Source organism: Nitrospira sp. KM1, assembly GCF_011405515.1.
GTDB lineage: Bacteria > Nitrospirota > Nitrospiria > Nitrospirales > Nitrospiraceae > Nitrospira_C.
Map to the genome: position 1 here is coordinate 438,669 of NZ_AP022671.1, position 23,272 is coordinate 461,940.

Below are 23,272 nucleotides of genomic sequence, written 5' to 3' on the forward strand. Positions count from 1 at the left end.
CCGGCGTGTACCTCTGCCGGCTGTTCACCATGTCAACCTGGTACATCAAATGGTACAGGCGACCGTGTAGTCGCCTTTCAAGTCCTTGATGGTGGGATGAGGACCGCAGAGTCGGCACGCGGGATCTTTCGGCCGTCCGACTTTCCGGAATTTCATTTCCAGCGCGTCGTAGATGATCAGCCGATCGGCAATCGTTTCCCCAATTCCCAAAATTTCCTTGATCGCTTCCGAGGCCTGGAGAATGCCCATCGTTCCTGCCAGCACGCCAAGGACTCCGGCTTCCTGACAGTTGGGCACGAGACCGGCCGGAGGCGGTTCAGGATACAGGCAGCGATAGCAAGGGTACCCAGCATGGGGTTTGATCGTCGTCAGTTGGCCTTCGAATCTGAACATGCTGGCGGAGATCAACGTTTTCTTGGCGAAGAAACACGCGTCGTTGACCAGAAACCGGGTGGTGAAATTATCGGACCCATCGAGCACGATGTCAAAATCTCCGACCAAGGAAAGAATGTTGTCTGCATCGACCAACTGATGATAGGCCCTCACTGTGACGTCGGGGTTGATGGCGTGTAGCGTTTTCCGGCCCGATTCGACCTTGGGCTGTCCCACCGTGGCGGTTGAGTGAAGAATCTGCCGCTGCAGATTGGAGAGATCCACGACGTCGTTATCGACCAAACCGATCGTCCCGATTCCCGCAGCAGCGAGATACAACGCTGCAGGAGAGCCGAGGCCGCCGGCCCCGATCAACAATACCTTCGCCTGGTTGAGCCTGAGTTGCCCCTTGCCGCCCACATCTTGAAGGATGATGTGCCTGCTGTACCGTTGTATTTGTTCGTCCGTCATTTCCATCGTATTCAATCCAATCAGCTACCGTCCGGGCTGAGCCGGACCTATCTTGTTTCGTTCAGAGAAGGACCGAATACTGCCGCGTTACTCCACAACGTTCAATTCAATCGGATCCACGACGACGCCTCGCTTCCGAAGACCGTCGATGGCACGCTCGATCTCGACCGTATCACCGGTCAGTTCGAGGTCCATCCACCCCGTGGTCTCTCTGACATCCGCGCGCCGGACGTTCGTCACGATCTTGTAGTCCTTGCCGAGCTCGTAAATCACCGGCTCTTTGATCTTATCCTCCGGAAAGCGAATGTGAAAACGCATGTTGGGCATGTTACCCTCCCGCGATGGCGGGCACGATGGACACTTCATCCCCATCGCTGAGCGAAGTGTCTTTGCCCTTCAGGAAGCGAATGTCTTCCTCGTTGACATAGATGTTGACGAAACGCCGGAGTTCGCCGCTCTCATCGCATAAGCGGTCTTTGATCCCCGGATGGGCTTGATTCAATGTATCGATCATCCCCGCGATCGTACCGGCTTGAGCCTCGACTTCCCCCTGTCCCTTCGTCAGAGGACGAAGCGGGGTCGGAATACGTACCTTAATCATGCGTCACCACCACCGTTTTTCCCCATCTTGAATGTTTTCTCGAATGCGACCAGGCTCGGTTGAATGCGAACCGGCCGGCCAACTGCATCAATGACCGCTTCCTGCGTCTTCAGGCCGTTGCCCGTGATGTACGCCACCGTGACATCTGATTTCTTGATCGTGCCTTGCTTGACGAGCTTCTTCAACACGCCGACGGTCACGCCTCCCGCCGTCTCGGCGAAAATCCCCTCCGTCTGCGCGAGCAGCTTGATCGCCTCGACCACTTCTTCATCGGACACCATATCCATCGCCCCCTGGCTCTCAGCAGTCGCCTTCAAAGCATAGTAGCCGTCGGCGGGGTTTCCAATCGCCAACGACTTGGCAATGGTCTTGGGTTTGACCGGCTTGAAAAAGTCGCGCCCGGCTTTGAACGCCGTGGAGATCGGGGAACAGCCTTCGGCTTGGGCGCCATTGATGCGCGTCCGTACCTCGTCAACCAATCCCAATGCCTTCATCTCATGCAAACCCTTCCAGATCTTCGTCAACAGCGAACCGGAGGCCATCGGAATGACGACCTGATCCGGCGTGCGCCAGCCCAACTGCTCGACCGTCTCGAAGGCAAGAGTTTTCGATCCTTCGGCGTAGTAGGGACGAATGTTGATGTTCACGAAAGCCCAGCCATGTTCCCCGGCGATTTCACTGCAGAGCCGGTTGACATCATCGTAATTTCCCTCGATCTCGACCACGTTCGGCTTGTAGATCAGATTGCCGAGAACCTTTGCCGCTTCGAGATCGCCGGGAATGAAGACGTAGCACCGCATGCCGGCCGCAGAGGCATGGGCCGCGACCGAATTGGCCAGGTTGCCGGTCGACGCGCAGGCCACGGTTTCGAACCCCAGCTCGCGCGCACGTGTCAACGCGACGGCGACGACGCGATCTTTGAACGACAGTGTCGGATGGTTGACCGTGTCGTTCTTGATATACAGCTCATCGAGCCCGAGATACGCCCCCAGATTCTTGGCACGGACGAGAGGCGTGAAACCGGCATGCGGGCCCAGAAAGCTCGGTCCTTCGACCGGAAGCAAATCGGCGTACCGCCACATGCTCCGTGGACCATTCTCGATCTTGCTCCGCGACACGGTTTTCTTGATCTCGTCGTAGTTGTATTTGACCTCGAGCGGGCCGAAACACATCTCGCAGACGTGAATCGCTTTCGTCGGATATTCTTTTCCGCACTCACGGCACACGAGCGCTTTCATCTTGGCCATCATGACACCGCCTTCGAAAGTCTGTGGTTACGGTCGTACGGCACAGCCGGCAAACGGATCTCCGTCGTCGAATAGCTCGGTAATGGTCGGATGTTCACCGCACAAGGAACAGTTGGGATTGCGCTTTACGTTGATCTCTCTGAATTGAGTCTTCCTGGCGTCAAAGTCCAGCAGTCGATTAGTCAACAGTTGTCCGATTCCCAACACCAGTTTCAAGGCTTCTGTCGCCTGAATCGTCCCGATGATCCCGGCCAGTACACCGATGACACCGGCTTCCTGGCAGGTGGCAACTAGTCCGGACGGTGGCGGTTTCTTGAACACGCAGCGGTAACAGGCTGATTTTTTCGGAATGATCGTCGTGATGCGGCCATCGAAACGGAGAATCCCGCCATGCACAAGCGGCTTATCTGCGAAATAACAGGCATCGTTGATCAGGAATTTCGCCGTAAAATTGTCTACTCCGTCGATCACGACATCATAGTCCTGGAATATCTTCAGTGCATTGCCGGCCGTCAGCCGTTCTTCATACATCGACACCGCTACATCGGGATTCAGCGCCAGGATCTTTTCCTTTCCAGAAAGAACCTTGGGACGACCGACATCCGGCGTGTGGTGAAGAATTTGTCTCTGGAGGTTGGTCAAGTCCACGACATCGCTGTCGATCAAACCGATTCTTCCGACCCCGGCAGCGGCAAGATACAGCGCGGCCGGAGACCCGAGTCCTCCGGCTCCGACCAGGAGAATTTTTGCCTTGGCGATCTTCCTCTGACCCTTCCCACCAACTTCTGGCAAAAGAATGTGCCGGCTATACCGCGAGATTTGTTCTTCGGTGAATTCCATGGTTCAGATATTGAAATATTTTTCGATGCTGATGTACCGCTCGCCCGTATCGCAGAGAATCGTCACGACATTCTTTCCCGGCCCGAGTTCATCCGCAATTTTTTGGGCGGCGAAGACGTTCGCCCCGGCCGAGATCCCGACCAGCAATCCTTCCCGTTTCGAGAGCTGTTTCGCGGTCTGGTACGCCTCATCATCCGTCACGGTCATGACCCGGTCGAGAATCTTCTGGTTGAGCACCTTGGGAATAAACCCCGCGCCGATGCCCTGAATTTTATGCGGCCCGGGATTTCCGCCCGAAAGAACCGGGGAACCTGCCGGCTCTACGGCGATCACTTTTATGTCTGGATTCTTCTCTTTAAAGACCTCTCCGCAGCCGGTGATCGTCCCGCCGGTTCCCACGGCAGCGACGAATGCATCGATCTTACCATTCAGCGCGTCCAAAATCTCCGGAGCCGTCGTCATGCGATGGGCGGCCGGATTGGCCGGATTCGAAAACTGATCGGGCATGAAGTATGACGGATTCTGTGCCAGCAAACTTTCCGCTTCCCGTATCGATCCTTTCATCCCTTCCCACGCCGGCGTCAATACGAGTTGTGCGCCGTATGACGACAACAGACTCGCCCGTTCCATGCTCATGCTCTCTGGCATGACGAGGATCAATTTATAGCCCCGGACGGCAGCCATCAGCGCAAGTCCGATACCGGTATTGCCACTCGTCGGTTCGACGATCGTCCCTCCCGGTTTCAGTTTACCCTGGCGCTCTGCCTCATTGATCATGTTGAGGCAAATGCGATCTTTGACACTCCCACCGGGGTTGAAAAATTCCACTTTCCCGTAGATAGTGGCACTACCGGGCTTTGAAAGACGATTCAAGCGGATCAGCGGAGTGCGTCCGACAAGTTCGGTAATCTCTTTATGAAGCGCGGCGGTCACCGTCCGCCCCCCATGTAAAACAGAAATTCCAATCGATCGCCTTCTTTGAGCTGAGTCGTGGACAAGTTGTCTCGATCAACCATAGCGTCGTTGATCTCCACAGCGACCATTTGCGGCTCGATCTGTTTGGACTTCAGGATGTCGAGGACAGTTCCCCCTGTAATCTCTTCAGCCTTTCCATTGATCTTGACCTGCATGAAATCTCCTAACTTGGCCCAGTATTTAAAGAATTTGGACAGACTAACAAACCGTATTCAGAAATGTCAAGGTTACGAACGGAGTCCCTGCTATCTTGACTTTGTCGGCATCGCCCATCCAGTATGCGTTCCCGCCGGAGGCTATGATCAATGTGGAAACACAATTTCATGTTTCGCGCGACCGAGGCCGCTCCTCTCAAAGAGTCCGAGAATGAACTATTTCACGAAACGGATCCGGCTATGGACAGCGCGGGATTGCAATTAGAGAAGTTTTTATCTGTCTGGATTCAAGGCGACGGGGAGGACGAGATTCCTTCTGCCTATACCAGCCTTTATGTACGGACCGCCATGCTGGATTTTCACAAGAGAGTCGGATTCCTCCAGCCGCTGCAGGGACGTACCCATCAGATCAAACAACTACTGACCCCCGGCCAGAAGCACTTCCTCCGGGCCTGGCTATCCGAGCGGGCACCTGCCGCCTGGGAATCTACGGACGATCATTTCAAGATGCTGTTCGAAATCGAATGAGATGGTTGGCCGACGTCCGCCAATAATCAGGACTCTTGGACTTATCCTTGCCCTCGCTCTGCCGCTTCAGACTTCCCCTGTCTGGGGAATATCTATCGAAGTCTATTACGCGCCGGAAGACCATCCGCTCGATCGAGTCATCGAACTCTACGGCCGGGCCAGGCAATACATCCATGTGGCAGTGTACGGTCTGACCTATCCGCCGGCAGTGCAAGCCCTGGTGACGGCCAAGAAGCGCGGCATTGATGTGCGGATGATCACTGATCAGGAACGTTCCGAAGAACCGAAACAACGGAGCGCGTTGCGAACCCTCCGCCTGGCCGGAATACCGATCCGCGTCAACCGCCACGACGGGTTGATGCACCTCAAACAGGTCGTCATCGACGATGACGTCACTGCGAACGGATCGATGAACCATACGACCAGCGGGAATCGGTATAATGACGAACGACTCGATGTCGTGACCGACCGGCGAACAGCCGTCAAGGCACGGGAGAAATTTCTTGCGATGTGGAATGACACCGCCAGATATCGGCCGTGGATCGAGGATTGAGGGATGATCGGCGCAATTGAGACCGATGTGGCGGTCGTCGGAGCTGGGGGAGGCGGGGCGGTTCTGGCCCTCGCTTTGGCGCAAAAGGGTATCCGCACGATTGTACTCGATCAGGTCCCCGGACCGCCGCAGGGTCTCCGTGGTGAAATCCTTCAGCCGAATGGTCAGCGCATACTTGACCGATTGGGAGTGCTGCACTCCCTCCCTGCCGATGCGACACGCACCGTCCGTCTGTTCAACTTTTGCCGGGCCGGCGGAAAGCGGCTTTGCACGATCGATTACGGCGACTTGCCGGAGCCTTATAATCGGGCTGTCGTCACCTTGCCCAACGTCGCGCACCATGCCATCGTGAAGGCCATCGAGCAGCAGCCGGCGGCTCGATGGCAATATGCGACATCTTTCACGGGGTTGATCCGGGAGGGGCGGCGCATAATCGGATTGACCGCCAATGGTCCAGAAGGAGCGCACACCATCCGGGCACAGGTGGTCGTGGGCGCGGACGGAGCCTTTTCAAATGTGCGTGAGGCGATGGGAATATCGACAGACATCCACCTTTATCCTCAGGCCTATCTGATCGCTATCGTCGATGCACCGAATCCGCTCAATGAATCGTTTTACTACGTCGGGCACCATCAGATTTTGGGGTTATTTCCTGCCACAGGCTCGAAAGCATACCTCTTTTATATGATTCGGAACGGATCGATGGATGCAATCAAACAGCGCGGAATCGCCCGGCTGCAGAAGGAGTGGACCGCCATCGCCCCCCAGTTCGAACCGCTCTTTGCGAACTTGCAGGACTGGAACCAGACCGCCTATATGCCCACCGGACGTGTGAGGACGCCCACGTGGGTCGCCGACGGAGCCGTTATCATTGGAGATGCGGCCCACGCCATGAATCCGCATGCGTCGCAGGGACGTATGCAGGCCATGGTGGACGCGATGACGCTTGCCGATCTTCTGCCCGCATGTCTCACGGATCATGACTGTACGGCCAACCGCTTGCGCGGATTCGAGACGGCAAGGCGGCCGCACGTGACGATGCTCCAGCACTTGGCCGATCAACAGGTGTTCTATTGGAATACCGGCAATCCCATCGTGGCGTTCTTGCGTGATCGGGTATTCCGCACGCTGGACCGCAATTCCAGGTTGCGGCATCAAGTCTTGTCCACCACGGCAGGATTGCGGACAACGGCTCCGTTCAGTCTGCTCGACCGCGTCATCGCCGCCGGATTTCTGCCTGACGTTCGAGCAGGCCGCGCACCTCAACAACAGTATTCTTGACAGGAATGCACCGGCCATGAGGGAACGCATCATCGACGGCTTACCCGACGACTATCAACGCCTCCTGCAGAATTATGCGAAGGATGTGAAGTCAGCCTATGGCGAGCGCCTCGAGGGGCTGATCATTTATGGAAGCGCCGTGCGGGGAGAATTTCTTCCCGGACGCTCCAATCTGAACATGCTGTTGCTCTTCACCGGGTACGATGCCGCCTTGTTGAAGGCCTATGCTCCGATTCACAAACGCTGGAGCAAAGAGCAGGTCGTGGTCCCGTTGTTCCTGACCGAACAGGAACTGCTCCTCAGCTCGTCGATATTTCCGCTCGAGTTCCTTGAAATTCAGGAACATCATCGCGTGCTTGGCGGACGCGATCCCTTCGTCGGCTTTCACGTGCAAACGGGACGCCTCAAAGATCAGGTCGTGCAGGGCTTGACGGGCCATATCCTCCGTGTGCGCCAGCGCTTCGCCGAGGGCGGAGGCTCAAATGACGCCGTAACGATTCTGCTGCCGCTCTCGATCACGTCCACCATACCGCTTCTTCGCGGTCTCCAACGCATTGCAGGGAGAGCGGTCCTTTCACAGTCGGACGCGGTAATCGCGGATGTGGCGGCCTACCTGAAGATCGATCTGCAAGGGTTTCACGATGCGTTGATGCTCAAACGTGGTCAGATTACGCCCGGTCCCGGAGAAATTCCGAGGTTGTTCGATCGATACTTGCAAGCCGCCGGATCGTTGGCCGAGGCCGTGGCGACCTGGTAGGACAATCCATGCCCCGACTCTTTGTTCTGTTGTCATTACTGCTCCTGACCGCCACGGTGGCGCAGGCGGTGCCTTATGATCGCCCGAAGATCAAGCTCCCAGATCCGCTGGGGTATGTGAGCGACCATGCGAAGATTCTGGAAGACGATTGGAAGGCCCGCATCCGGTCCGTGAACCAGGATCTGGAACGCAAGACCGGAGTGGAAATGATCGTCGTCACGGTGCCCACAATCAAACCGTTCGGCTCCGCAAATGACTATGCCACTGCAATCTACGAAAAGTGGGGCATCGGCTCCACCCAGCAGGAACACGGGATCTTGATCTTGGTCGCCGTCGAAGAGCGGCAGGCCGCGATGACGCTCGGTCGTCAAATGCTCCCGATCGTGACACCGGCGGTCATGAACCAAGTGGGGAGCGAATATCTCTATCCGTCCATTGAACGCGGGCATTTCGGGGAGGGTCTGTACCGAACCGTGGTCGCATTGGCCTCCGTCTCGCAAGACGTTCGCGTTGGATCGCTCTCAAAAAATCACTTCAGGAACGTTGGATTCTGGATCACACTGTTCACGAGTATCGGAGCGATATCGTTTCTCTGGTGGATCAGCCGGCCGGATTTGCGTCATCCGTATGGACGAATCCGAAAGAGTGAATATTGGGGGACCGGACAGGGCGGGTTCGGTGGAAACTGGGGAGGATTCGGAGGAGGAACGAGCGGAGAGGGCTACCGGTAACCGTTCATACTGGAGATCGCGTCACATATTCGTATTGCCATGTCATGCCGCAGCCGGATTCCTTCCCAGCCATCGTCGTGCCGGTAACACACAGACCAAATTCCTGAGATGACGGGCCTCACGCCGGCGCACCACGACGCGACAACCGCGTCGTGGGTCCAGGCAAAGCGTTTCAGATCCTACATCAGGCGTCCGAGTCACCTCTACAGAAGCTTGTGATTGGTGAATGTCAGGTTCTTCACCGTCACCTGTCCGTTTTCAAAACTGATGATCCGTCTGGTCGCCGGCAGATCTGAAGACCCGACACGCACATGGGAGTCCGTGAAACTTTCGACGTTGTTCAGCTTTCCGTCTGTCGGCGAATAGTAGTACACGGTATATTTCGTCGTGAGATTCTTCCGGTCCTGCGTCACGGCACTCTCTTCCACGTTGATGGTAAAGGCAAACGGGTTCATCCCCGGATGAGCCATTTTGCGGTTGATTTGAGTAATACGGTCGTCCTTGAGGCGGTAGAAGGAATGCGACCCATGGATGTGTAATTTGATACCGAGGGGATGGCCGTCATCTTCCATGGTCAATGCATATTTCCCGTCCGACTCCTCGAAGCTTCTCGGTCCTCGGTGCACGGCCATCATGCCCAGTTGCTCCTGCGCCCATTTCTGAACGTCGCCGTCGGAAAGTTGCACCGACACTTCACGGGGTCCCTTGACGATGATCGGCCCGGTGATGGTTTTTCCATTCAGGTTAACCGTGAGATCGGCGGTAAAGCCCTTGAAATCAGGTTGCCATCTGGCCGTGTTGTCAAACGCGCGGCGCAAGGCTTCGCGGGCACGGGGATCATCTGTCGCCGTGGACGTTTCCTTCTGATGAGTTTCCATGATTTAGCCTCCCAATGTGACACATGATAAGTATTGTGCATTATAACGATGGACGGGATCACAGCTCAACGGAGCGGCATCATAGCAGGCTTACAACCGGCATGTTGAAAATTTTTCCAACTCTGCTATAGTTCACCGGTTTTTAACCGGTCGGAAGCAATGAAACATCCGGTCTGATCGGCCACCCTGATGAGGAGTCGGAGATGGAGCGACGCGCAGCGTCACATACGGAAGAAGAAGAAATGAATCAGCGCCGCCGGTTGTTGAATGCGGCCAAAAAGGGCGACCAAAAAGCGGTGGCCAAACTCTTCGAACTGTATCAAGTGCGGGTGTACAACAATGATATGGTCAGCAAGCTGAATCGAGCGGCAAGCACGCACAAGCTCCAGGCTAAATTGGCTCAGAACAAGTTGGCCCAAGGAAAACAGTCCAGAGGTTCGACGGCGAAGCATGCCTCAATCAAACCGAGCCGGACCCCTGTGCAGGCTTCTCACGCAGTCAAGAACAAGAACGGAGGTGATCGAAAGCACGCACCTAAGAAACACAAAAAGTGACGATCCTGCTTATTGAACAGCGACCCGCAGTCCTCCTCCTCCGAGCTTACCCGCGATTTCCTCCGCCTGCTTTACCCCTCCGGTAAAGACCACCGCCTCTCCATCATGGTCGATCTTCCAAGCAAGTTCGAATGCCTTGGACGGATTCATACCTGGAATACAGGCGCAGAATAAGGCGATGACCTGCTGGTAGGTGTGACAGTCGCAATTGTAGACGATGACCCGGGCATCCAGCCCGTCTCCAGCGCCGGTGGAAGGAACTTCTGTTTCGACTGGGACGGCGACGGGTGATGGAGATTCAGCCATTGAACGAAATCTTAACAGAGTTCGGATACGGTGGTTAATATCCTACGCGGGTGAGCAGATGATTGGGAACCCGGATTCCTTCGCGACAGCATGAGCGTTCAAACAGGGCATAGTGGGCCGAGGAGTCGGTAGCCACTTGCAGTCCGTGCATAAGAGCGAGTCGGTATGTATACACCAGTGCGGCTGACGTTTTCACTAATGCGAGACCATAGTCCCACCGACCCTCTCCGATAATATTCGCCGCCTGTCCCGAGCCTGCACGGATTTCCCGCACGGAGAATGGATGTGCTTGGATCCCGCCCTGGATCATCGATGCCGGCGGAGCCTCCAGCGAGAGTCCTCGTTGAAACCTCCTGTCGGCAGACAGTGCGGCATGAAACCATGTCCGCCACACAGGGTCGGAGAGATCGCGATCCACGGCGCTCTCAACCTCCGGCGACAATGCGCCACTGACATCATATCCTTGCACAATCCTTCCAGCTGCAACCAACTCTGGTAGGTGGTCACCCATCCGGTCCTCGAAGGCCGTGAGTCCGGCCAGGGGAGTCAGCTTCAACGCCATGAAATCTCTGAAGTGGACGCTCTGAAACCGTATCAGCAACCGATCAAGCGTGTCCTGATGACACAGATGAAACGGATAAAAGAGGACGTGCGGTCCTTCCGTCGCTTTCATCGACAAAGCTCATGCCTCATGCTAACTTTCCGACGATGACGACTATTTGGACCTCGTGGCTCGATCTCCTGCTCGTTTTCGTCCCCGCAACTATTGTTCTTGAAGTGCTTCATGCAGACCCCCTGCTGATCTTCGCTTCCGCTTCTCTGGCAATTATTCCTCTCGCAGGCATGCTGGGACGGGCAACTGAGCATCTTTCGGCCCATGTCGGGGCGGGCATCGGGGGGCTGCTCAATGCTTCACTCGGGAACGCGGCGGAATTGATTATTGCACTGGCAGCCTTGCGCGAAGGACTCCATGACGTCGTAAAAGCCTCCCTGACAGGCTCGATCCTCGGCAATATTCTGCTGGTTCTCGGCGCATCCATGATCGCAGGGGGCATGAAATTCGAACGCCAGAAGTTCAATCAAACGGCTGCCGGAATGGGAGCCAGTCTGCTCCTGCTTGCCGCGGTTGGATTGATTATTCCAGCGCTCTTCCATGTCACCGCATCGGATCGGGGAGCGGCAGTTGAGCGAGAAGTAAGTCTTGAAATTTCAATCGTGCTATTCATGATTTATATCTTAAACCTCATCTTTTCCTTAAAGACTCATCGACACGTCTTTGCCGGTGATACCCATCTGGATGAGGCAGCATGGAGCCGTAAGCTTGCCATTTCCGTGCTGACGTGTGTCACGATCCTGATCGCGGTCATGAGCGAGATTTTAGTCGGGGTGTTGGAGCCGGCGGCCGAGCGCCTCGGCATGACGCAGGTGTTTGTCGGAGTGATTCTGGTCGCGCTTGTCGGCAATGCGGCGGAGCATTCGACCGCTGTAATGGTGGCCATGAAAAACAAGATGGATCTGGCGTTAGGAATCGCCGTGGGCTCCAGCCTCCAAATTGCCCTGTTGATTGCCCCGATTCTGGTGTTCGCCAGCTACCTTTTCGGGAGCCCGCTGGATCTGATTTTCACGCCATTCGAAGTGGCCGCGATCACGGTTTCGGTGCTCATTGTGGGGTTCGTGTCCATGGACGGTGAGTCGCATTGGATGGAAGGCGTCATGTTGGTCGGAGTCTATACGATGCTTGCGATCGCGTTCTATTTTCTGCCGGCCTGACCATCAGGCTCGGGTTCTTATGCAGGGCGCTTCCGAAACCTGCTCCTCAAAACGTATCCATATCTATTACTTCGGTGGCGTCCCACAAGTTTTTCTTTTCAGCGTCCGCCAGCGCCTTGAACCGATCTTCCTCAGTCTCCTCACCGAACGTGTCGTTCTTCTTCTGATGATTCGGGGCCGTTTCATCCCCGGACCCAGAATCCAATCTATCCGGCTGACCTCGACGGCGCTTTTTTGCAGGGTCCATGTTAACCGGCATGCATCCTCCATTGTGTGAACCCAGTGTCCTCTCAGGGGAGCCCTAAAGTCAACGGAGCGAATCAGGCTGTATGTTCGGGGCGCTCCGGCATCTAATACAACATCTCGGCTATGCCATCGGCTTGGAGCCTTCCAAATCTGGTGAGTCTTGTGCCGAGAGGAGTATCTTCGAGCAGGCGTCGATCGTACAGCTCACGCATCACATGCGCGTAGCCGTAATTAGAGACATGCCTGTAAAGACCTTCCGTTGCCACCCCGCGGAGCAGGCGCAGTCCAAATATCACACGGTCTCGATGCTGCTCTTCAAGAGATAACCGGCACTCCTCTTCAATTGGAAGAACACCGTCGCGAAGAACCTGACCGTATTTGCCAAGATCGGCAACATTGCCGAATCTCACGCCGTCGACCAACGATTGCGCGCTGGGGCCCAAGCCCAAATAGTCGCCACCCGTCCAATAAAGAAGGTTGTGCCGGCAAGCAAAATCAGGCCGAGCATAATTGGAAATTTCATATCGCTCGAAACCATGGTCTTCCAGAATCGATTGGGCGAGTTCTTCCATGGCAATTTGAAGCGGTTCGTCGGCGACCTTGGCGAGGTTCATACGAACCTGGCGGGCCAAAGGAGTTCCTGCCTCGATCGTCAATGCATAGCAAGACAAGTGACTCGCGCCAGTATCTAAGCAGCCCCTGAGACTACTCCGCCAACTTTCGACAGTTTGTCCCGGCAGACCGAACATCAGATCGAGATTCACGTTCATGATGCCGGCTTTGTAGGCATGGATGACGGCTCGAACCGTTTGGGATTCGTCACCGGGTCGGCCGACTGCCCGTAACTCATCGTTCTCCATGGACTCGGCACCGAAACTGACTCTGGTGACGCCCGCGTCAGCAAGACCCAGAAGATAGTCGCGGGTGACCGTTCCAGGATGCGCTTCCACGGTGATCTCGCACATCGGTTCAAGGATGAATCGTTTGCGCACTTCTTCCAGGATCGCGGTCAGTTGCCCACATGAAAGCACTGTCGGCGTGCCTCCGCCCACATACACGGATTGAAGGATCCGGCCCCCGAGGCGCTCTCCATCCGCATGGATCGCCATTTCCTTTTTCAGCGCATTGAGGAAGGCCGCTGCGGCCTGTTCCCGATGAATCTCGAGGTAAAATGCGCAGAAGTCGCACCGTTGGCGACAAAATGGAATGTGAATGTACAGACCGACCGGATGGATCATGTCAGGATGTTGAATGGTTGTGGCTCTCCGTAATCCCGCGCCAGAACGATCTCCACCTCGTCAGCAGGAGACGCTCCGCGATTTCGGATCCTCGATTTCCACGACGGATGCCGGCGGAGGGACTCAAATATCAGCTTCATGAGTTCAGGCTTGATTCGCGCTTCCCATTCCTGAAGCCAAACAAGATTGTCCACGTCACCCTCATAATCATCCGGGAAGGAGGCTTCGAGAGTAAACCTCATGAGAAATGTTTTTTCTTCCTGATACATTATGGTACTCCAGAGGATTGCGAAGCCCAAAGCCCGCTTTTATAATACGCTCACGAAAGGAGTTCACCCATGCCCATATTCGAATATGTGTGTCGCGAATGCAATCACCGGTTTGAGTTGCTTGTCCAGACCTCAACCAACGCCGCGTGTCCGCAATGTCAAACGACCAGTCTCGACAAGCAGTTCTCTGCATTTGGCGTCGGCGCAACCGGAAGCTGGACCCCTGCGGGCGGTTCCGGCGCTTGTGGCAGTTGCGGGGATCCTCGAGGCCCGGGATCCTGTTCAAGGAATTGACCGTGGATGCCGAGGAGCAGGTTATTCAACGAGCCATCTCGATGATCGCCCAGTCCGATCCAATTGTGAAATTGCTCCAGCAGGTCCGTCAAGGCAAGATGAAACCCACCGATGCGGGATTAAAAGCCATCACGGAATCCTGGTTGTCCACATACAAGAAGGTCATTCAGGAGCAACCCCTCACCGGAACGGCCCTGAAGCGGATCGATCCCACACCCCGGCTCGACCTCATTATCCAGGCGGGCATCATATCAGGCGATCATCCGGCCGTGAGCGCGCTGCAGGAAAGTTTCCGGCAGGTTTCCAAACTCCCAAGTTAGCCTTCATCATGCGACGCTTGTGCTGGATTGTCGGCCCGCTCGTGCTGCTGATGGCGCACTCACAAAGCTGGGCCCAGGATCTGGTCACCACAGGACCGCTCCACGGCTCTTCTTCTGAAAAAGTCGGAACTGTTTTCCCGTCTGGAACGCACATGCTCCTCGATGCGTTGTCGATCGAGGAATTTCTCAAGGAACTTGATGAGAGCCCGCCGGATTGGCCAGCCGTGTATGGCCACGGGCATCATGACCCGGGACATGACGACCGCTTGTTCGACTTGAATCGGAAACGAGACGCGAAGCGGGAAGGTCGAGCGGTCCTCTCATGGCACATCGCCTTCGCCTGGCTTGGCGAACTGTCGAACTTCGATGACAGGTTGAGACAATACGCGGTCTCCCTGGGACCGAAGTTCGTTTCGACGGCATGGGGCGTCGTTCGCTTCAAACCCGAGGACGTGCCCGCAAACTTACGCGTCACGCTTTCGACTTCGGATCAGGAACGTTTGCGCGTGAAACAGGAGAATGGATCTCCTTTTGAGATCGAAGTCATTATGTCCGGACGTCTCGTTCCGGATGAATCGATCGTCTACGATTTTTCCCACGAGGAAGAGGGGGGAGGCCTCATCATGCCGGTGGTGCGAATCGAGCAGATTGCGTATTTCTCCATCCAATAAATCCAATCCGATACGTACATCTACGATCGGACCACTCCTTCACGGCTCATACCATATCCGAACGCTCTCCGTGCAAAATTCTACAATGACTTCCGCCGGCGAAATTATGTCGCTGGTGGCGATCAAAAAGTATCTGGTCTTCAAGATCTTATGAACCCAGCCTGTTATTTTATCCGTTTATGAGAAGGCATATGACTTGCTGTTTTGCCGCCGCCGGGACGCATGAGATCAGACTTCATACCATTATCAGGCCTCGTGAGTCGCCTCATTGTACTCAGCGTGACATTTTGTCTCGCTGTTCAATTGACGGGTATGCCCGGGACAGAGACACACCTCGCTTGGGCCGACGACGATGTCGGCCGGCATAGCCTCCTCAAGTCGCTCGACAATTCGGGCAATCCCGTTACTCTTCGAGGCGCCATGGGAAGCGTTGCACATGAACAGCGACAAATCGTCAAACAACGCGAGACAAAATCTCGGCGATTGATGAAGAGGCGTTCGCAGAGTTCCACCGGAAGTACGACTCGGAGTATTCCACCCTCTGACCGCGCTTCTTCGCTGCCTGTCCGTGAACCTGGTGCCCCTTTATTAACAAAGGAGTCTTCAAGCGCCTCACAAGCCTCTGCGCTCGAAGGATCAATCGGCAGTTCTCTGCGATCGATGGCTGGTGTGGCCGTCGTAGCCCCGACAATTCCTCTCTCTTCATCGTTGCCGAGCCTCGCAAACTCTGCGGGAACCACCGCCTCCAATGCGGCAGCGGCCACAGGAACAGGAACTACAAGCGGACATCCTCGCGGGCGATCCTTTCGGAGCCTGATGCAACAAGTTCCTGCGATATCACAGCTGATCACAGGTGCCCCCCTCATTCCTGAAGATCCCATTGCTGCGCTGCCTCCCCCGCTCGCCGCACCGCAGGGTGGCCTTCCCGACCTTCCGGCGAATTGGTTCGCGTATCATGTATTGAATCGTCTGGCCTATGGGGGAACTCCCAACCAACTGAACATGGCAGCCTCGTTGAAAACCGCAGTGGAAGCTCATGCGTGGTCTACCGCATTCATGAAAGAGCAGTTGGAATTGGACCCCACGAAACCCTGGCCCACGAATCTGCACGACACAGGAGCCTTGCCTGCGCCTATAGCGATTCAAGACGTCCTCACCGATGCGCTGATTGCAGCAGACAAAGGGGATTGGATGCAGGAGGTGAGCGACTCCTCAATTCTCACACCGAGCTTCATTCAACTTCAGGATCTCGACCTTCTCAGGAAAATACACAGCCGCCGCCAATTGAAAGAGAAGATGACCTATTTCTGGGACAATCATTTCAACACCAACTATCGCTCGCATGCTAAGGGGCAGTACGAGTTGCAGGAAAATGAAGCCTTCCGCAGACATGCATTCGGCAAGTTCCTGGATCTGCTGCTCGCAAGCGGCAAAAGTCCCGCCATGATGATCTACCTCAATACCGACGTGAACGTGAAGGAAAATCCGAACGAAAACTATGCCCGCGAAGTGCTGGAACTCCACACGCTCGGTGTCACGACGCAAGGTACTCCGAACGGTTACACCCAAGCCGACATCGTCGAAGCCGCGAAAACCTTCACCGGATGGACCAACACCGCCGACCTTCGCGGAGGCTTTCGTTTCGTGTCGAACCGTCATAGCCCAGGAACGAAAACGGTCTTGGGTCAGACCATTTCATTCAGCGGCAGTGGTCCCGGCGAAGGGGAACACGTTTTGACCCTGGCCGCACGCCATCCATCCACCGCCCGCCACCTGGCCCGAAAACTGTGCGAATATTTCGTCAGCGATTTCCCCTCGGCCGCACTGATCAACGAAACTGCTTCGGTATTCACCGACTCTGGAGGCGACATCAAGAAAGTTCTCATCTCAATTCTCACCTCGCAGGACTTTTCGAATGCCGTCAATTATCGAGCGCAGATAAAGACTCCATTGGAGTATCTCGTCGGGCTATACCGGAATCTTGGGGTATGGTCTTCCCGTGACCCATTCAGGGCACGGCTAGTCTCCATCGGTCAGTCCATATATGAATTCGCACCGCCGACGGGATTCAAGGAGACGGCCATCGAATGGCTCAATACGAACGTGCTGTTTCACGAAACCAGTATGGCCTATGAAACAACCATGGCCGGCTTCGGCTCCGTCATCAAATACGGTTCGGCCAGCAGCAATGGATCGATTCGAGCGTGGATGGAAGAACTCGAGCTGACGACTGAACCTCAGATCTTGGGATTTCTCACGAACTTGGCAGTGGACCGCGTCGTCACGTCGACAGAGTACCACCTCTACCTGAGCACCCTGCGGATCGGATTGGGGAGCAACGAGTTCAATATCAAGAGCACGAGCCGCGAAGACGCGTTGGATCGGACAATGGCCACCATATTAACCAACCCACGTTATCTCTATCAGTGAAAGAGACCCAAGGAGAGATCTTGCGATGGCGTTTCACTTAAAAAGAGATTTGCCCGAACCTTTGCCGGTCTCTGTCGATGAACCGGAACCCTCGTGCAGTTGCTGTGGAGAATCGCTGGCTCTGCTCTCACGCAGAACATTCTTGCGCCGTGTCGCAGGATCGGCCGGCGCCGCGATGCTCCTCAATCTATTCCCCGGCGCATTTTTCTTCGGCGACACCGCACGCGCGGCAAGCAATTCGGGCAAGACTTTGGTCGTGGTATTCCTACGCGGCGGCAACGATGGACTCAACACGATTGTGCCCTACAGCGATCCGGAATATTACACCATGCGGCCGCTTGCGACGAATGGAGGCATAGGGATTCTGCCGCCAGGGTCCGGGAACGGTTCAGGATTGGACCTTCCCGGAACGGGTTTTGCCATGCACCCTTCCATCCAGCCTTTATTGAACCTCTACACAAATGGGACATTGGCAATTGTGACTCGGGCGGGATATCTGGGCTCCACCCAGTCGCATTTTACCGATCAGGATACGATCGAACGGGGAGTGTATTCTCTACAGGACGGGTGGTTGAATCGTTATCTTCGCGCTGTAGCCGCAGCCGGTCCGTCCAACCTTCGGGCAGCGAGCTTCGGGAGTCAGGTGGCCGGATCGATGCGAGGGCAGCTCCTAGTCCCTGCCATTTACAACCTTCGCAGTCTCAGTTTTGCCAGGCTCAATGCGGCGAAAGCCTCTCTTCAGACCAATCTACGTGCCATGTACGGTCAAGATCCCGCTCTCACATCGACCAACCCGTTCAGGACGCTCGTTCACCAGTTGGGGCCTGACATGCTGAATCGCATTGGAGAGTTGGAGGCGATAGGAGCGGTGAGCCCGCAAAACGGCGCCATCTATCCGAACACCGGCTTTGGAAGCCAGATGAAGGACCTTGCTCATATTATTCGATCCGGGCTGGGTTTGGAAGTCGCAACCATCGACATTGGAGGTTGGGACACCCATGAAGATCAAGGCGGAGGAGGCACATTTGCTTTGAACCAGGGAGCTCGGCTTGCGGACTTGTCAGGCAGTATCCGTGCCTTCTACGATGACCTTGGCCCGCTGATGAACAAGGTTGTGATCGTGACCTGCACCGAATTCGGGAGAACAGTCCGACAGAATGCCAGTAAAGGAACCGACCATGCCAAGGCCACCGTGTGGTTCCTGCTTGGCGGATCAGTGAAAGGCGGCCTCTACCATGGAGCCGCGGGGTGGCCGGCCGCGCTCACTCCTGCAAATCTCGATCAGGGCCGCTACATCGCAGCTACGGTGGAATTTCGCGATATTTTCTCGGATATTTTGACGAATCATTTCGGCGCCAGTTCATCGGAGCTTACGGCCGTGCTTCCCGGTCACGTTCATACACCGGTGGGACTGTTCGCCTGATCAATAGGAGTCCTTCGCGCACCGGAAACCCGTCCCGCTCGGCCGGCTGTCCATGGTTCCCCAATCGCGATCGGCCGCGCGAAGACTTACGGCTGGTTTGAGCCAAGAGCCGCCTCGCATAGACTTAATCGCCCCTCGATCGGGACCGCCAGGATTTGTCAATGGAGCGGATCGATAGTAGTTGGGATCGTACCAGTCCTGAACCCACTCAGCGACGTTGCCTGCCATGTCGTATATTCCATACGGACTTACGGCAGAGGGAAAACTTCCGACCGGCATGGTCAGGACCTCACCGTTTATGCCTCGGCCTTTGGCGATGGCGGCGCCTTCACCCTTCATCCAAAAAGCATCCCAGTCGGCGCCGCTGTCAAACTGCACTGTGCGACCGGCCCAATAGCTGGCGCTGTTTCCCATTTGGATGTCCCAATCATTTCCCCAGGGATACCGTTGCCCTTCCACACCGCGCGCGGCCTTTTCCCATTCGGCTTCTGTGGGAAGGCGTTTACCAATCCAATGACAATAGGTGTCGGCGTCGGTCCAACTGACATTGAAGACCGGATGACGTTCGACTCCCTCTATTGGAATTCCATCTTTCCAGACCGTCGAAGCCGGTGTGTTGTTTTCGGGCATCCGATGGCCCGTGGCGCGGACGAAGGCCAGATAGTCTTGATTCGTAGTCTCGTATTGATCGATGAAAAATGCTCCGATGTACACACGCCTCTGGGGATGCTCGTCCGGCAACCCGTCCTGGCCCGCAGGAGAACCCATGAAGAATTCTCCGGCCGGAACGAGCGCCATACCTTCGGGGACCACTGCGCCGAGGAGAACGCCAACCCACACGTACAGGCAGAGGAGGGGACAAAGATAGAGCCCCCGGCGCAAGTTAGACATTGGCTGAGTTTTTCTCGATCCCGCAGGCCTTCGCGACGGCATCCCGGTATTGAAGCCACAGATCGAGACATGTGCGCAGACAAGACAGCACGGCGCGTTGTTGCGACTGTGTCTTCGCATAATTCACAACCATATCGTAGGCATCATGCCGGTGCCCGGCCTCAACCATTTGATGTGCACGAATCAGATCCATCGCTGTCGATGCCACTCCATGATACTTGACCAAAGGATGCTGCCGGATGACAGATTCAATCTGTCTCGCCGTCTTGGGCCGGGAAGCTTCCAACAGTTCCTTGCGATCTTTTACGCTTCCTTCTACAAACACCGTCATGGTGGCCGCTCCCACGACCCAATCACGATCCATCACGGACCGGTCGAGCCAGTTTCGATACCGGAGGGCGGCGGGCAGCAATGTAATACTCTCGAAATCAGCGGCGGTAAACCGGAGCCCTTTCATCATGGTCAGAAACAAATCAGGGTGCGAGCGCCCCAAAGACAAACCTCCCGTATCCTCTTCATAGATGTTCTCCGCGAGCATCCGCCTCACGGGAGAGGGAGGGTTCTGGCCATGGACCCGCGCGAGGAGCACTGGAAAATCTCTTACGTAGACTTCATATTCCTGTTGGAAATGTCGCTTCAGTTGATGACGCGCGACGGAACCGTTTGCAAACGACGGCCACGCCCAATGATGCTTCCGATCCATGATCGACAACAGTTGCTCCATGAATCGTGCCCTGTCCCTCTGTGTGTTCATGCCGGTTGCCTTCCTCATCCGCCTCTCGTTACAATCGGCGAAACTCTGCGATGAAACAAATCACCGTACAGAATCCCGATGAAATTTTGAATCTCCTGTCAGAGGTGACTCTCCGTGGGTCAGGCTTTGTATCGGAATGTCTGCTCGACTACGTGTTGGATGAAGGATTTACCGAACCCATCTATCTCAATGCCAGCGGGGAGGATCCCGACGCCTTCTTCAAAGGGCAATCACCTGCCTGGGCCATTTACCAGATACGTGAATGGAAGCGCGTGTTAACGATCTCCGGTGGTCCAGGGAAGCAACGTCGCGTCCAAATTACGGAAACTCCCTGAGCCAGTGTATGAAGGATCTGCTGGAAAATCAACGAATCTGCGCTTCCATTGCCACTGAGATCACTCTGGAGCATACGCAATGAACCATGTTCTCCTCACGAACGCCTACGACGTTTGCGAATTGATCATGCTGCAGAGTCTGTTGGAGGGAAGCGGCATCGAGTACACCGTACGTCATGCCAACGTCGGAAGTTTGTATCCAGGCATCACTGCCCTCACTCCCCAGGTATTTGTCGGTGCAAAGGATGTAGAACGGGCGGAGCGTTTGCTGGGCAGACTACGGCTTGCTGTAAGAGATGTTTCTGAGGAGCTCCCGGACAGTTGTTAGGTCTGCGGTTTTGGGAGGTGAGGATTTGAGGGAGCTTGAGTCGGCAGCCGTTCTCCCGGTCCTTGAAACCATCCGCCGATGAGCGTGCCTTCTTCAAAATATAGATAGCGGTGTTTCACGATCGCCGCATTCTCCCAATCTTCGAAGATCCACTCTTCACGACGAATACCATCCTTGGTGAATGATGTATTGATTGTCTGAGGGCCTCCCCAAGACTGGAGGACCTGTTCTTTCGTCATCCCGACCATGACACGGTGCTCGGAAATGTGTTGTTGAAAGTCCGGATCCTTCAACTTCATTGCAAGCGGCCAGAACACCATGAGGACAAGGAACAGACCGAGGCCGGTATAGACGAGAACGCGGAACGGCTTCTGTCGGATCAACTCGACTGGCTCCTGCTGTTCACCGGAAGCTGTGCTCATGAGAAATCCCTGTGCTCTCCTTGTCCGCTAAGGGGACACGCATGCTAACAACCATCGACCCTTAGCGTCAATATGAACCGGTTCAATATCCATTTTGAATCAATAGGATAGAACGTGTCGCTATACTAGTATCATGGGTTTGCGCGCGAGGCCTTCTATAAGAATTCTGCAGTGGGCTTTCTTGGTCGGTCTCCTCGCCTTTCCCTGTTGGATTTCTCAAACGGACTTATCGGCACGACCGCTCTATTCATACGTCGATGACAAAGGAATGCCTGTCGTCACAGACAACCCTGAAGGCATTCCCGCGCAGTATCGATCCTCGGCCGGCGTGATCGGGGATGATGGTCAGCCGGACCGGCAGGACAAATCCCGCTCTGGCACTCAGGGATTTTTCGGGCGGCTGCTGACCGCAGTTGGCGGCATGTTTGGCGGTAAAACTTCCGACAGTGGCATGTCGGCAGACCAATCAAACATCCTGACCTATGCCGGCCTCCTCGCCGGACTCTGCCTTGTCGGCATGAACCTGAGTCGAAGCCAGGCCTTCCGGTTTCTGTCACTCTGGTGTCTCATCATGATAGGAATTGCGACGCCGGTCCTCCTGTATATTTCCGATGACGGCGCAGGGGACATCATGAAGCGCAAGGCCGCGCAGGTTGAGCGACAGCACCGCGAACGGTTAACGACGATCCCCTGACGATTCTCGCCCTCTACAGAACTTCGTCCCGCTATTCTTCATATTTTGGAAGAGGAATATGCTTACTTGCCGGCTGGCGGGGAGCCACGGCCTGCTGAGAAAATTCCTTCGAAAACGGATTCATGATCGGGTCGTGCGTGTGTCGTTGCCGCCGAGTCACGAGGTCAATGCTCTGGGCACTGAATTCGAGACGATCCACGGTTGCTTTCATGGTCAGCGGATCCGGCAATCCTTGCAAAGAAAACAATTGATAGGCCAGCGTCCATTCCAGAGCTTCCTTTCCGGCCTCCTTGATAATGAACCGTGCCTGCGACGACGGTCGTCCCTTGAATAGTAATATCCAGATATTGGACCGAAATGATGGGGACGACGGATCATCGGAGGGTCGAAACTCAGGCACAAGAGCCGGCACCTGCGCGATAGGAACCGGAGGAGAGAACTCAATGTCGACCAGACGGACAAACAGCGGACGATTTTCGCTTTCATCTTTGGGATCAGCAAGAAAACTGAATGAGTATCGGACGTCCACGCCGTCGCGCTTGAAGGTATAGACATCTTCGCCGCTCTCAGGAGACACCAGCTTCCTAAAATATTTTTCCCAATCAGCAATCGCATAGTAGGTGAAGACGCGCGTGCCGATTTGCGATCCCGCACGGCCTGGGGCAGGCCGAGCTTCTCGTGAAGCTCCGCCTGAGTCAGCCCTAGAAAACCGTCCTCAAAGTAGGGAGCGGCCGCCGAAGCGACGGTGGGCACGCAGAGAACCAACAAGGCTGTGAGCAGCCACTGGCGCGGTAGACATGACAAAGGTAGGACGTGCGGGAGCAAAGGCTCTTCTCCACTGAAACAGCATCGTATCGACGGTCTGCTCGCGAAGTCAAGGCGACCTTTGACGGATTGGTTGCCGCTCGACCGACTTATCAGTATGATGAGTTTCACTT

Annotated in this window: 32 protein-coding genes; 15 read left to right on the plus strand and 17 right to left on the minus strand. The window is 55.5% G+C overall.

Annotation, left to right across the window (positions count from 1 at the left end):
- Positions 1-45: 45 nt before the first annotated feature.
- From moeB to thiS, 7 genes are all read right to left on the minus strand, one after another.
- Positions 46-849 carry a molybdopterin-synthase adenylyltransferase MoeB gene (gene moeB / locus W02_RS02015; protein WP_173044308.1) on the minus strand — a complete coding sequence of 268 codons (804 nt, stop codon included), beginning with the start codon at positions 847-849 and terminating at the stop codon, positions 46-48.
- A gap of 81 nt (positions 850-930) precedes the next feature.
- On the minus strand, positions 931-1,170 hold the full coding sequence (locus W02_RS02020) for an NIL domain-containing protein (protein WP_173044310.1): 240 nt from the start codon (positions 1,168-1,170) through the stop codon (positions 931-933).
- A 1-nt stretch (position 1,171) separates the two neighbouring features.
- Positions 1,172-1,444, minus strand: coding sequence for a MoaD/ThiS family protein (locus W02_RS02025; RefSeq protein WP_173044312.1), 273 nt, complete (start codon positions 1,442-1,444; stop codon positions 1,172-1,174).
- Entirely contained in the window at positions 1,441-2,691 is a 1,251-nt protein-coding gene (thrC, locus tag W02_RS02030; RefSeq protein WP_173051326.1) for a threonine synthase, read from the minus strand. Before thrC ends, W02_RS02025 begins: the two co-directional genes overlap by 4 nt.
- Before the next feature lie 27 nt (positions 2,692-2,718).
- Positions 2,719-3,531 carry a molybdopterin-synthase adenylyltransferase MoeB gene (locus tag W02_RS02035; RefSeq protein WP_173044314.1) on the minus strand — a complete coding sequence of 271 codons (813 nt, stop codon included), beginning with the start codon at positions 3,529-3,531 and terminating at the stop codon, positions 2,719-2,721.
- A 3-nt stretch (positions 3,532-3,534) separates the two neighbouring features.
- The gene (gene cysK / locus W02_RS02040; protein ID WP_173044316.1) at positions 3,535-4,464 is read right to left on the minus strand and encodes a cysteine synthase A; all 930 of its coding nucleotides are present in this window, start codon (positions 4,462-4,464) and stop codon (positions 3,535-3,537) included.
- Entirely contained in the window at positions 4,461-4,661 is a 201-nt protein-coding gene (gene thiS / locus W02_RS02045; RefSeq protein WP_173044318.1) for a sulfur carrier protein ThiS, read from the minus strand. Before thiS ends, cysK begins: the two co-directional genes overlap by 4 nt.
- A 150-nt stretch (positions 4,662-4,811) precedes the next feature.
- Here thiS and W02_RS02050 point away from each other — a divergent pair, with 150 nt between their 5' ends.
- The 5 genes from W02_RS02050 to W02_RS02070 are packed head-to-tail and all read left to right on the plus strand — an operon-like array spanning position 4,812 to position 8,511.
- Positions 4,812-5,189: a hypothetical protein gene (locus W02_RS02050; RefSeq protein ID WP_173044320.1), complete on the plus strand. Its 378-nt coding sequence runs from the start codon at positions 4,812-4,814 to the stop codon at positions 5,187-5,189.
- Position 5,190: 1 nt separating this feature from the next.
- A complete protein-coding gene (locus W02_RS02055) occupies positions 5,191-5,742 on the plus strand; it encodes a phospholipase D-like domain-containing protein (RefSeq protein ID WP_173044322.1) in 552 nt (183 codons plus the stop codon).
- 3 nt (positions 5,743-5,745) lie between these two features.
- The gene (locus W02_RS02060) at positions 5,746-7,023 is read left to right on the plus strand and encodes an NAD(P)/FAD-dependent oxidoreductase (RefSeq protein ID WP_173044324.1); all 1,278 of its coding nucleotides are present in this window, start codon (positions 5,746-5,748) and stop codon (positions 7,021-7,023) included.
- 16 nt (positions 7,024-7,039) lie between these two features.
- Entirely contained in the window at positions 7,040-7,780 is a 741-nt protein-coding gene (locus tag W02_RS02065) for a hypothetical protein (protein WP_173044326.1), read from the plus strand.
- Positions 7,781-7,788: 8 nt separating this feature from the next.
- Positions 7,789-8,511 carry a YgcG family protein gene (locus W02_RS02070; protein ID WP_173044328.1) on the plus strand — a complete coding sequence of 241 codons (723 nt, stop codon included), beginning with the start codon at positions 7,789-7,791 and terminating at the stop codon, positions 8,509-8,511.
- 203 nt (positions 8,512-8,714) lie between these two features.
- Here the strand turns inward: W02_RS02070 and W02_RS02075 are convergent, their stop codons facing one another.
- Complete coding sequence (locus W02_RS02075; RefSeq protein ID WP_173044330.1) at positions 8,715-9,389, minus strand: DUF3386 family protein; 675 nt, start codon at positions 9,387-9,389, stop codon at positions 8,715-8,717.
- A gap of 203 nt (positions 9,390-9,592) precedes the next feature.
- Here W02_RS02075 and W02_RS02080 point away from each other — a divergent pair, with 203 nt between their 5' ends.
- Positions 9,593-9,943: a hypothetical protein gene (locus W02_RS02080; RefSeq protein ID WP_173044332.1), complete on the plus strand. Its 351-nt coding sequence runs from the start codon at positions 9,593-9,595 to the stop codon at positions 9,941-9,943.
- A 9-nt stretch (positions 9,944-9,952) separates the two neighbouring features.
- Here W02_RS02080 and W02_RS02085 read toward each other — a convergent pair whose 3' ends face one another.
- Together W02_RS02085 and W02_RS02090 are read right to left on the minus strand one after the other, a co-directional pair.
- Positions 9,953-10,249, minus strand: coding sequence for an ATP-dependent Clp protease adaptor ClpS (locus W02_RS02085; protein ID WP_173044334.1), 297 nt, complete (start codon positions 10,247-10,249; stop codon positions 9,953-9,955).
- Positions 10,250-10,283: 34 nt separating this feature from the next.
- Complete coding sequence (locus W02_RS02090; protein ID WP_173044336.1) at positions 10,284-10,922, minus strand: hypothetical protein; 639 nt, start codon at positions 10,920-10,922, stop codon at positions 10,284-10,286.
- Between the two features lie 11 nt (positions 10,923-10,933).
- Here W02_RS02090 and cax point away from each other — a divergent pair, with 11 nt between their 5' ends.
- Positions 10,934-12,019, plus strand: a complete 1,086-nt coding sequence (cax, locus tag W02_RS02095; RefSeq protein WP_197742110.1) for a calcium/proton exchanger — start codon at positions 10,934-10,936, stop codon at positions 12,017-12,019.
- Positions 12,020-12,065: 46 nt separating this feature from the next.
- Here the strand turns inward: cax and W02_RS02100 are convergent, their stop codons facing one another.
- The 3 genes from W02_RS02100 to W02_RS02110 all read right to left on the minus strand — a co-directional run bounded on the left by W02_RS02100 (position 12,066) and on the right by W02_RS02110 (position 13,772).
- Positions 12,066-12,278 carry a hypothetical protein gene (locus W02_RS02100; RefSeq protein ID WP_173044338.1) on the minus strand — a complete coding sequence of 71 codons (213 nt, stop codon included), beginning with the start codon at positions 12,276-12,278 and terminating at the stop codon, positions 12,066-12,068.
- 91 nt (positions 12,279-12,369) lie between these two features.
- Positions 12,370-13,503, minus strand: a complete 1,134-nt coding sequence (gene hemW, locus W02_RS02105) for a radical SAM family heme chaperone HemW (protein WP_173044340.1) — start codon at positions 13,501-13,503, stop codon at positions 12,370-12,372.
- Positions 13,500-13,772: a hypothetical protein gene (locus tag W02_RS02110; protein ID WP_173044342.1), complete on the minus strand. Its 273-nt coding sequence runs from the start codon at positions 13,770-13,772 to the stop codon at positions 13,500-13,502. The genes hemW and W02_RS02110 overlap by 4 nt, the downstream gene beginning before the upstream one ends.
- 69 nt (positions 13,773-13,841) lie before the next feature.
- Here W02_RS02110 and W02_RS21940 point away from each other — a divergent pair, with 69 nt between their 5' ends.
- From W02_RS21940 to W02_RS02135, 5 genes are all read left to right on the plus strand, one after another.
- Entirely contained in the window at positions 13,842-14,066 is a 225-nt protein-coding gene (locus W02_RS21940) for a zinc ribbon domain-containing protein (RefSeq protein ID WP_173044344.1), read from the plus strand.
- Between the two features lie 2 nt (positions 14,067-14,068).
- Positions 14,069-14,386 (plus strand): hypothetical protein, encoded by a 318-nt coding sequence (locus tag W02_RS02120; protein WP_173044346.1) that lies wholly within the window; start codon positions 14,069-14,071, stop codon positions 14,384-14,386.
- 8 nt (positions 14,387-14,394) lie between these two features.
- Positions 14,395-15,057 carry a hypothetical protein gene (locus W02_RS02125; RefSeq protein ID WP_173044348.1) on the plus strand — a complete coding sequence of 221 codons (663 nt, stop codon included), beginning with the start codon at positions 14,395-14,397 and terminating at the stop codon, positions 15,055-15,057.
- Positions 15,058-15,873: 816 nt separating this feature from the next.
- Positions 15,874-17,487 carry a DUF1800 domain-containing protein gene (locus tag W02_RS02130; protein WP_173044350.1) on the plus strand — a complete coding sequence of 538 codons (1,614 nt, stop codon included), beginning with the start codon at positions 15,874-15,876 and terminating at the stop codon, positions 17,485-17,487.
- Between the two features lie 25 nt (positions 17,488-17,512).
- Positions 17,513-18,910, plus strand: coding sequence for a DUF1501 domain-containing protein (locus W02_RS02135; RefSeq protein WP_173044351.1), 1,398 nt, complete (start codon positions 17,513-17,515; stop codon positions 18,908-18,910).
- On the opposite strand, the gene W02_RS02140 is transcribed toward W02_RS02135, so the two are convergent.
- Complete coding sequence (locus W02_RS02140) at positions 18,911-19,801, minus strand: SUMF1/EgtB/PvdO family nonheme iron enzyme (RefSeq protein ID WP_173044353.1); 891 nt, start codon at positions 19,799-19,801, stop codon at positions 18,911-18,913.
- The gene (locus W02_RS02145) at positions 19,794-20,555 is read right to left on the minus strand and encodes an iron-containing redox enzyme family protein (protein WP_197742111.1); all 762 of its coding nucleotides are present in this window, start codon (positions 20,553-20,555) and stop codon (positions 19,794-19,796) included. Before W02_RS02145 ends, W02_RS02140 begins: the two co-directional genes overlap by 8 nt.
- Positions 20,556-20,605: 50 nt before the next feature.
- On the opposite strand from W02_RS02145, the gene W02_RS02150 reads away from it, so the two are divergent.
- Positions 20,606-20,890 (plus strand): hypothetical protein, encoded by a 285-nt coding sequence (locus tag W02_RS02150; RefSeq protein ID WP_173044355.1) that lies wholly within the window; start codon positions 20,606-20,608, stop codon positions 20,888-20,890.
- A gap of 79 nt (positions 20,891-20,969) precedes the next feature.
- Positions 20,970-21,218, plus strand: a complete 249-nt coding sequence (locus W02_RS02155) for a putative signal transducing protein (RefSeq protein WP_173044357.1) — start codon at positions 20,970-20,972, stop codon at positions 21,216-21,218.
- Here W02_RS02155 and W02_RS02160 read toward each other — a convergent pair.
- The gene (locus tag W02_RS02160) at positions 21,215-21,640 is read right to left on the minus strand and encodes a hypothetical protein (protein WP_173044359.1); all 426 of its coding nucleotides are present in this window, start codon (positions 21,638-21,640) and stop codon (positions 21,215-21,217) included. The genes W02_RS02155 and W02_RS02160 overlap by 4 nt on opposite strands.
- Before the next feature lie 268 nt (positions 21,641-21,908).
- On the opposite strand from W02_RS02160, the gene W02_RS02165 reads away from it, so the two are divergent.
- Positions 21,909-22,334, plus strand: a complete 426-nt coding sequence (locus W02_RS02165; protein WP_173044361.1) for a hypothetical protein — start codon at positions 21,909-21,911, stop codon at positions 22,332-22,334.
- A gap of 31 nt (positions 22,335-22,365) precedes the next feature.
- On the opposite strand, the gene W02_RS02170 is transcribed toward W02_RS02165, so the two are convergent.
- Positions 22,366-22,911 carry a hypothetical protein gene (locus W02_RS02170; RefSeq protein WP_173044363.1) on the minus strand — a complete coding sequence of 182 codons (546 nt, stop codon included), beginning with the start codon at positions 22,909-22,911 and terminating at the stop codon, positions 22,366-22,368.
- Positions 22,912-23,272: the final 361 nt, after the last annotated feature.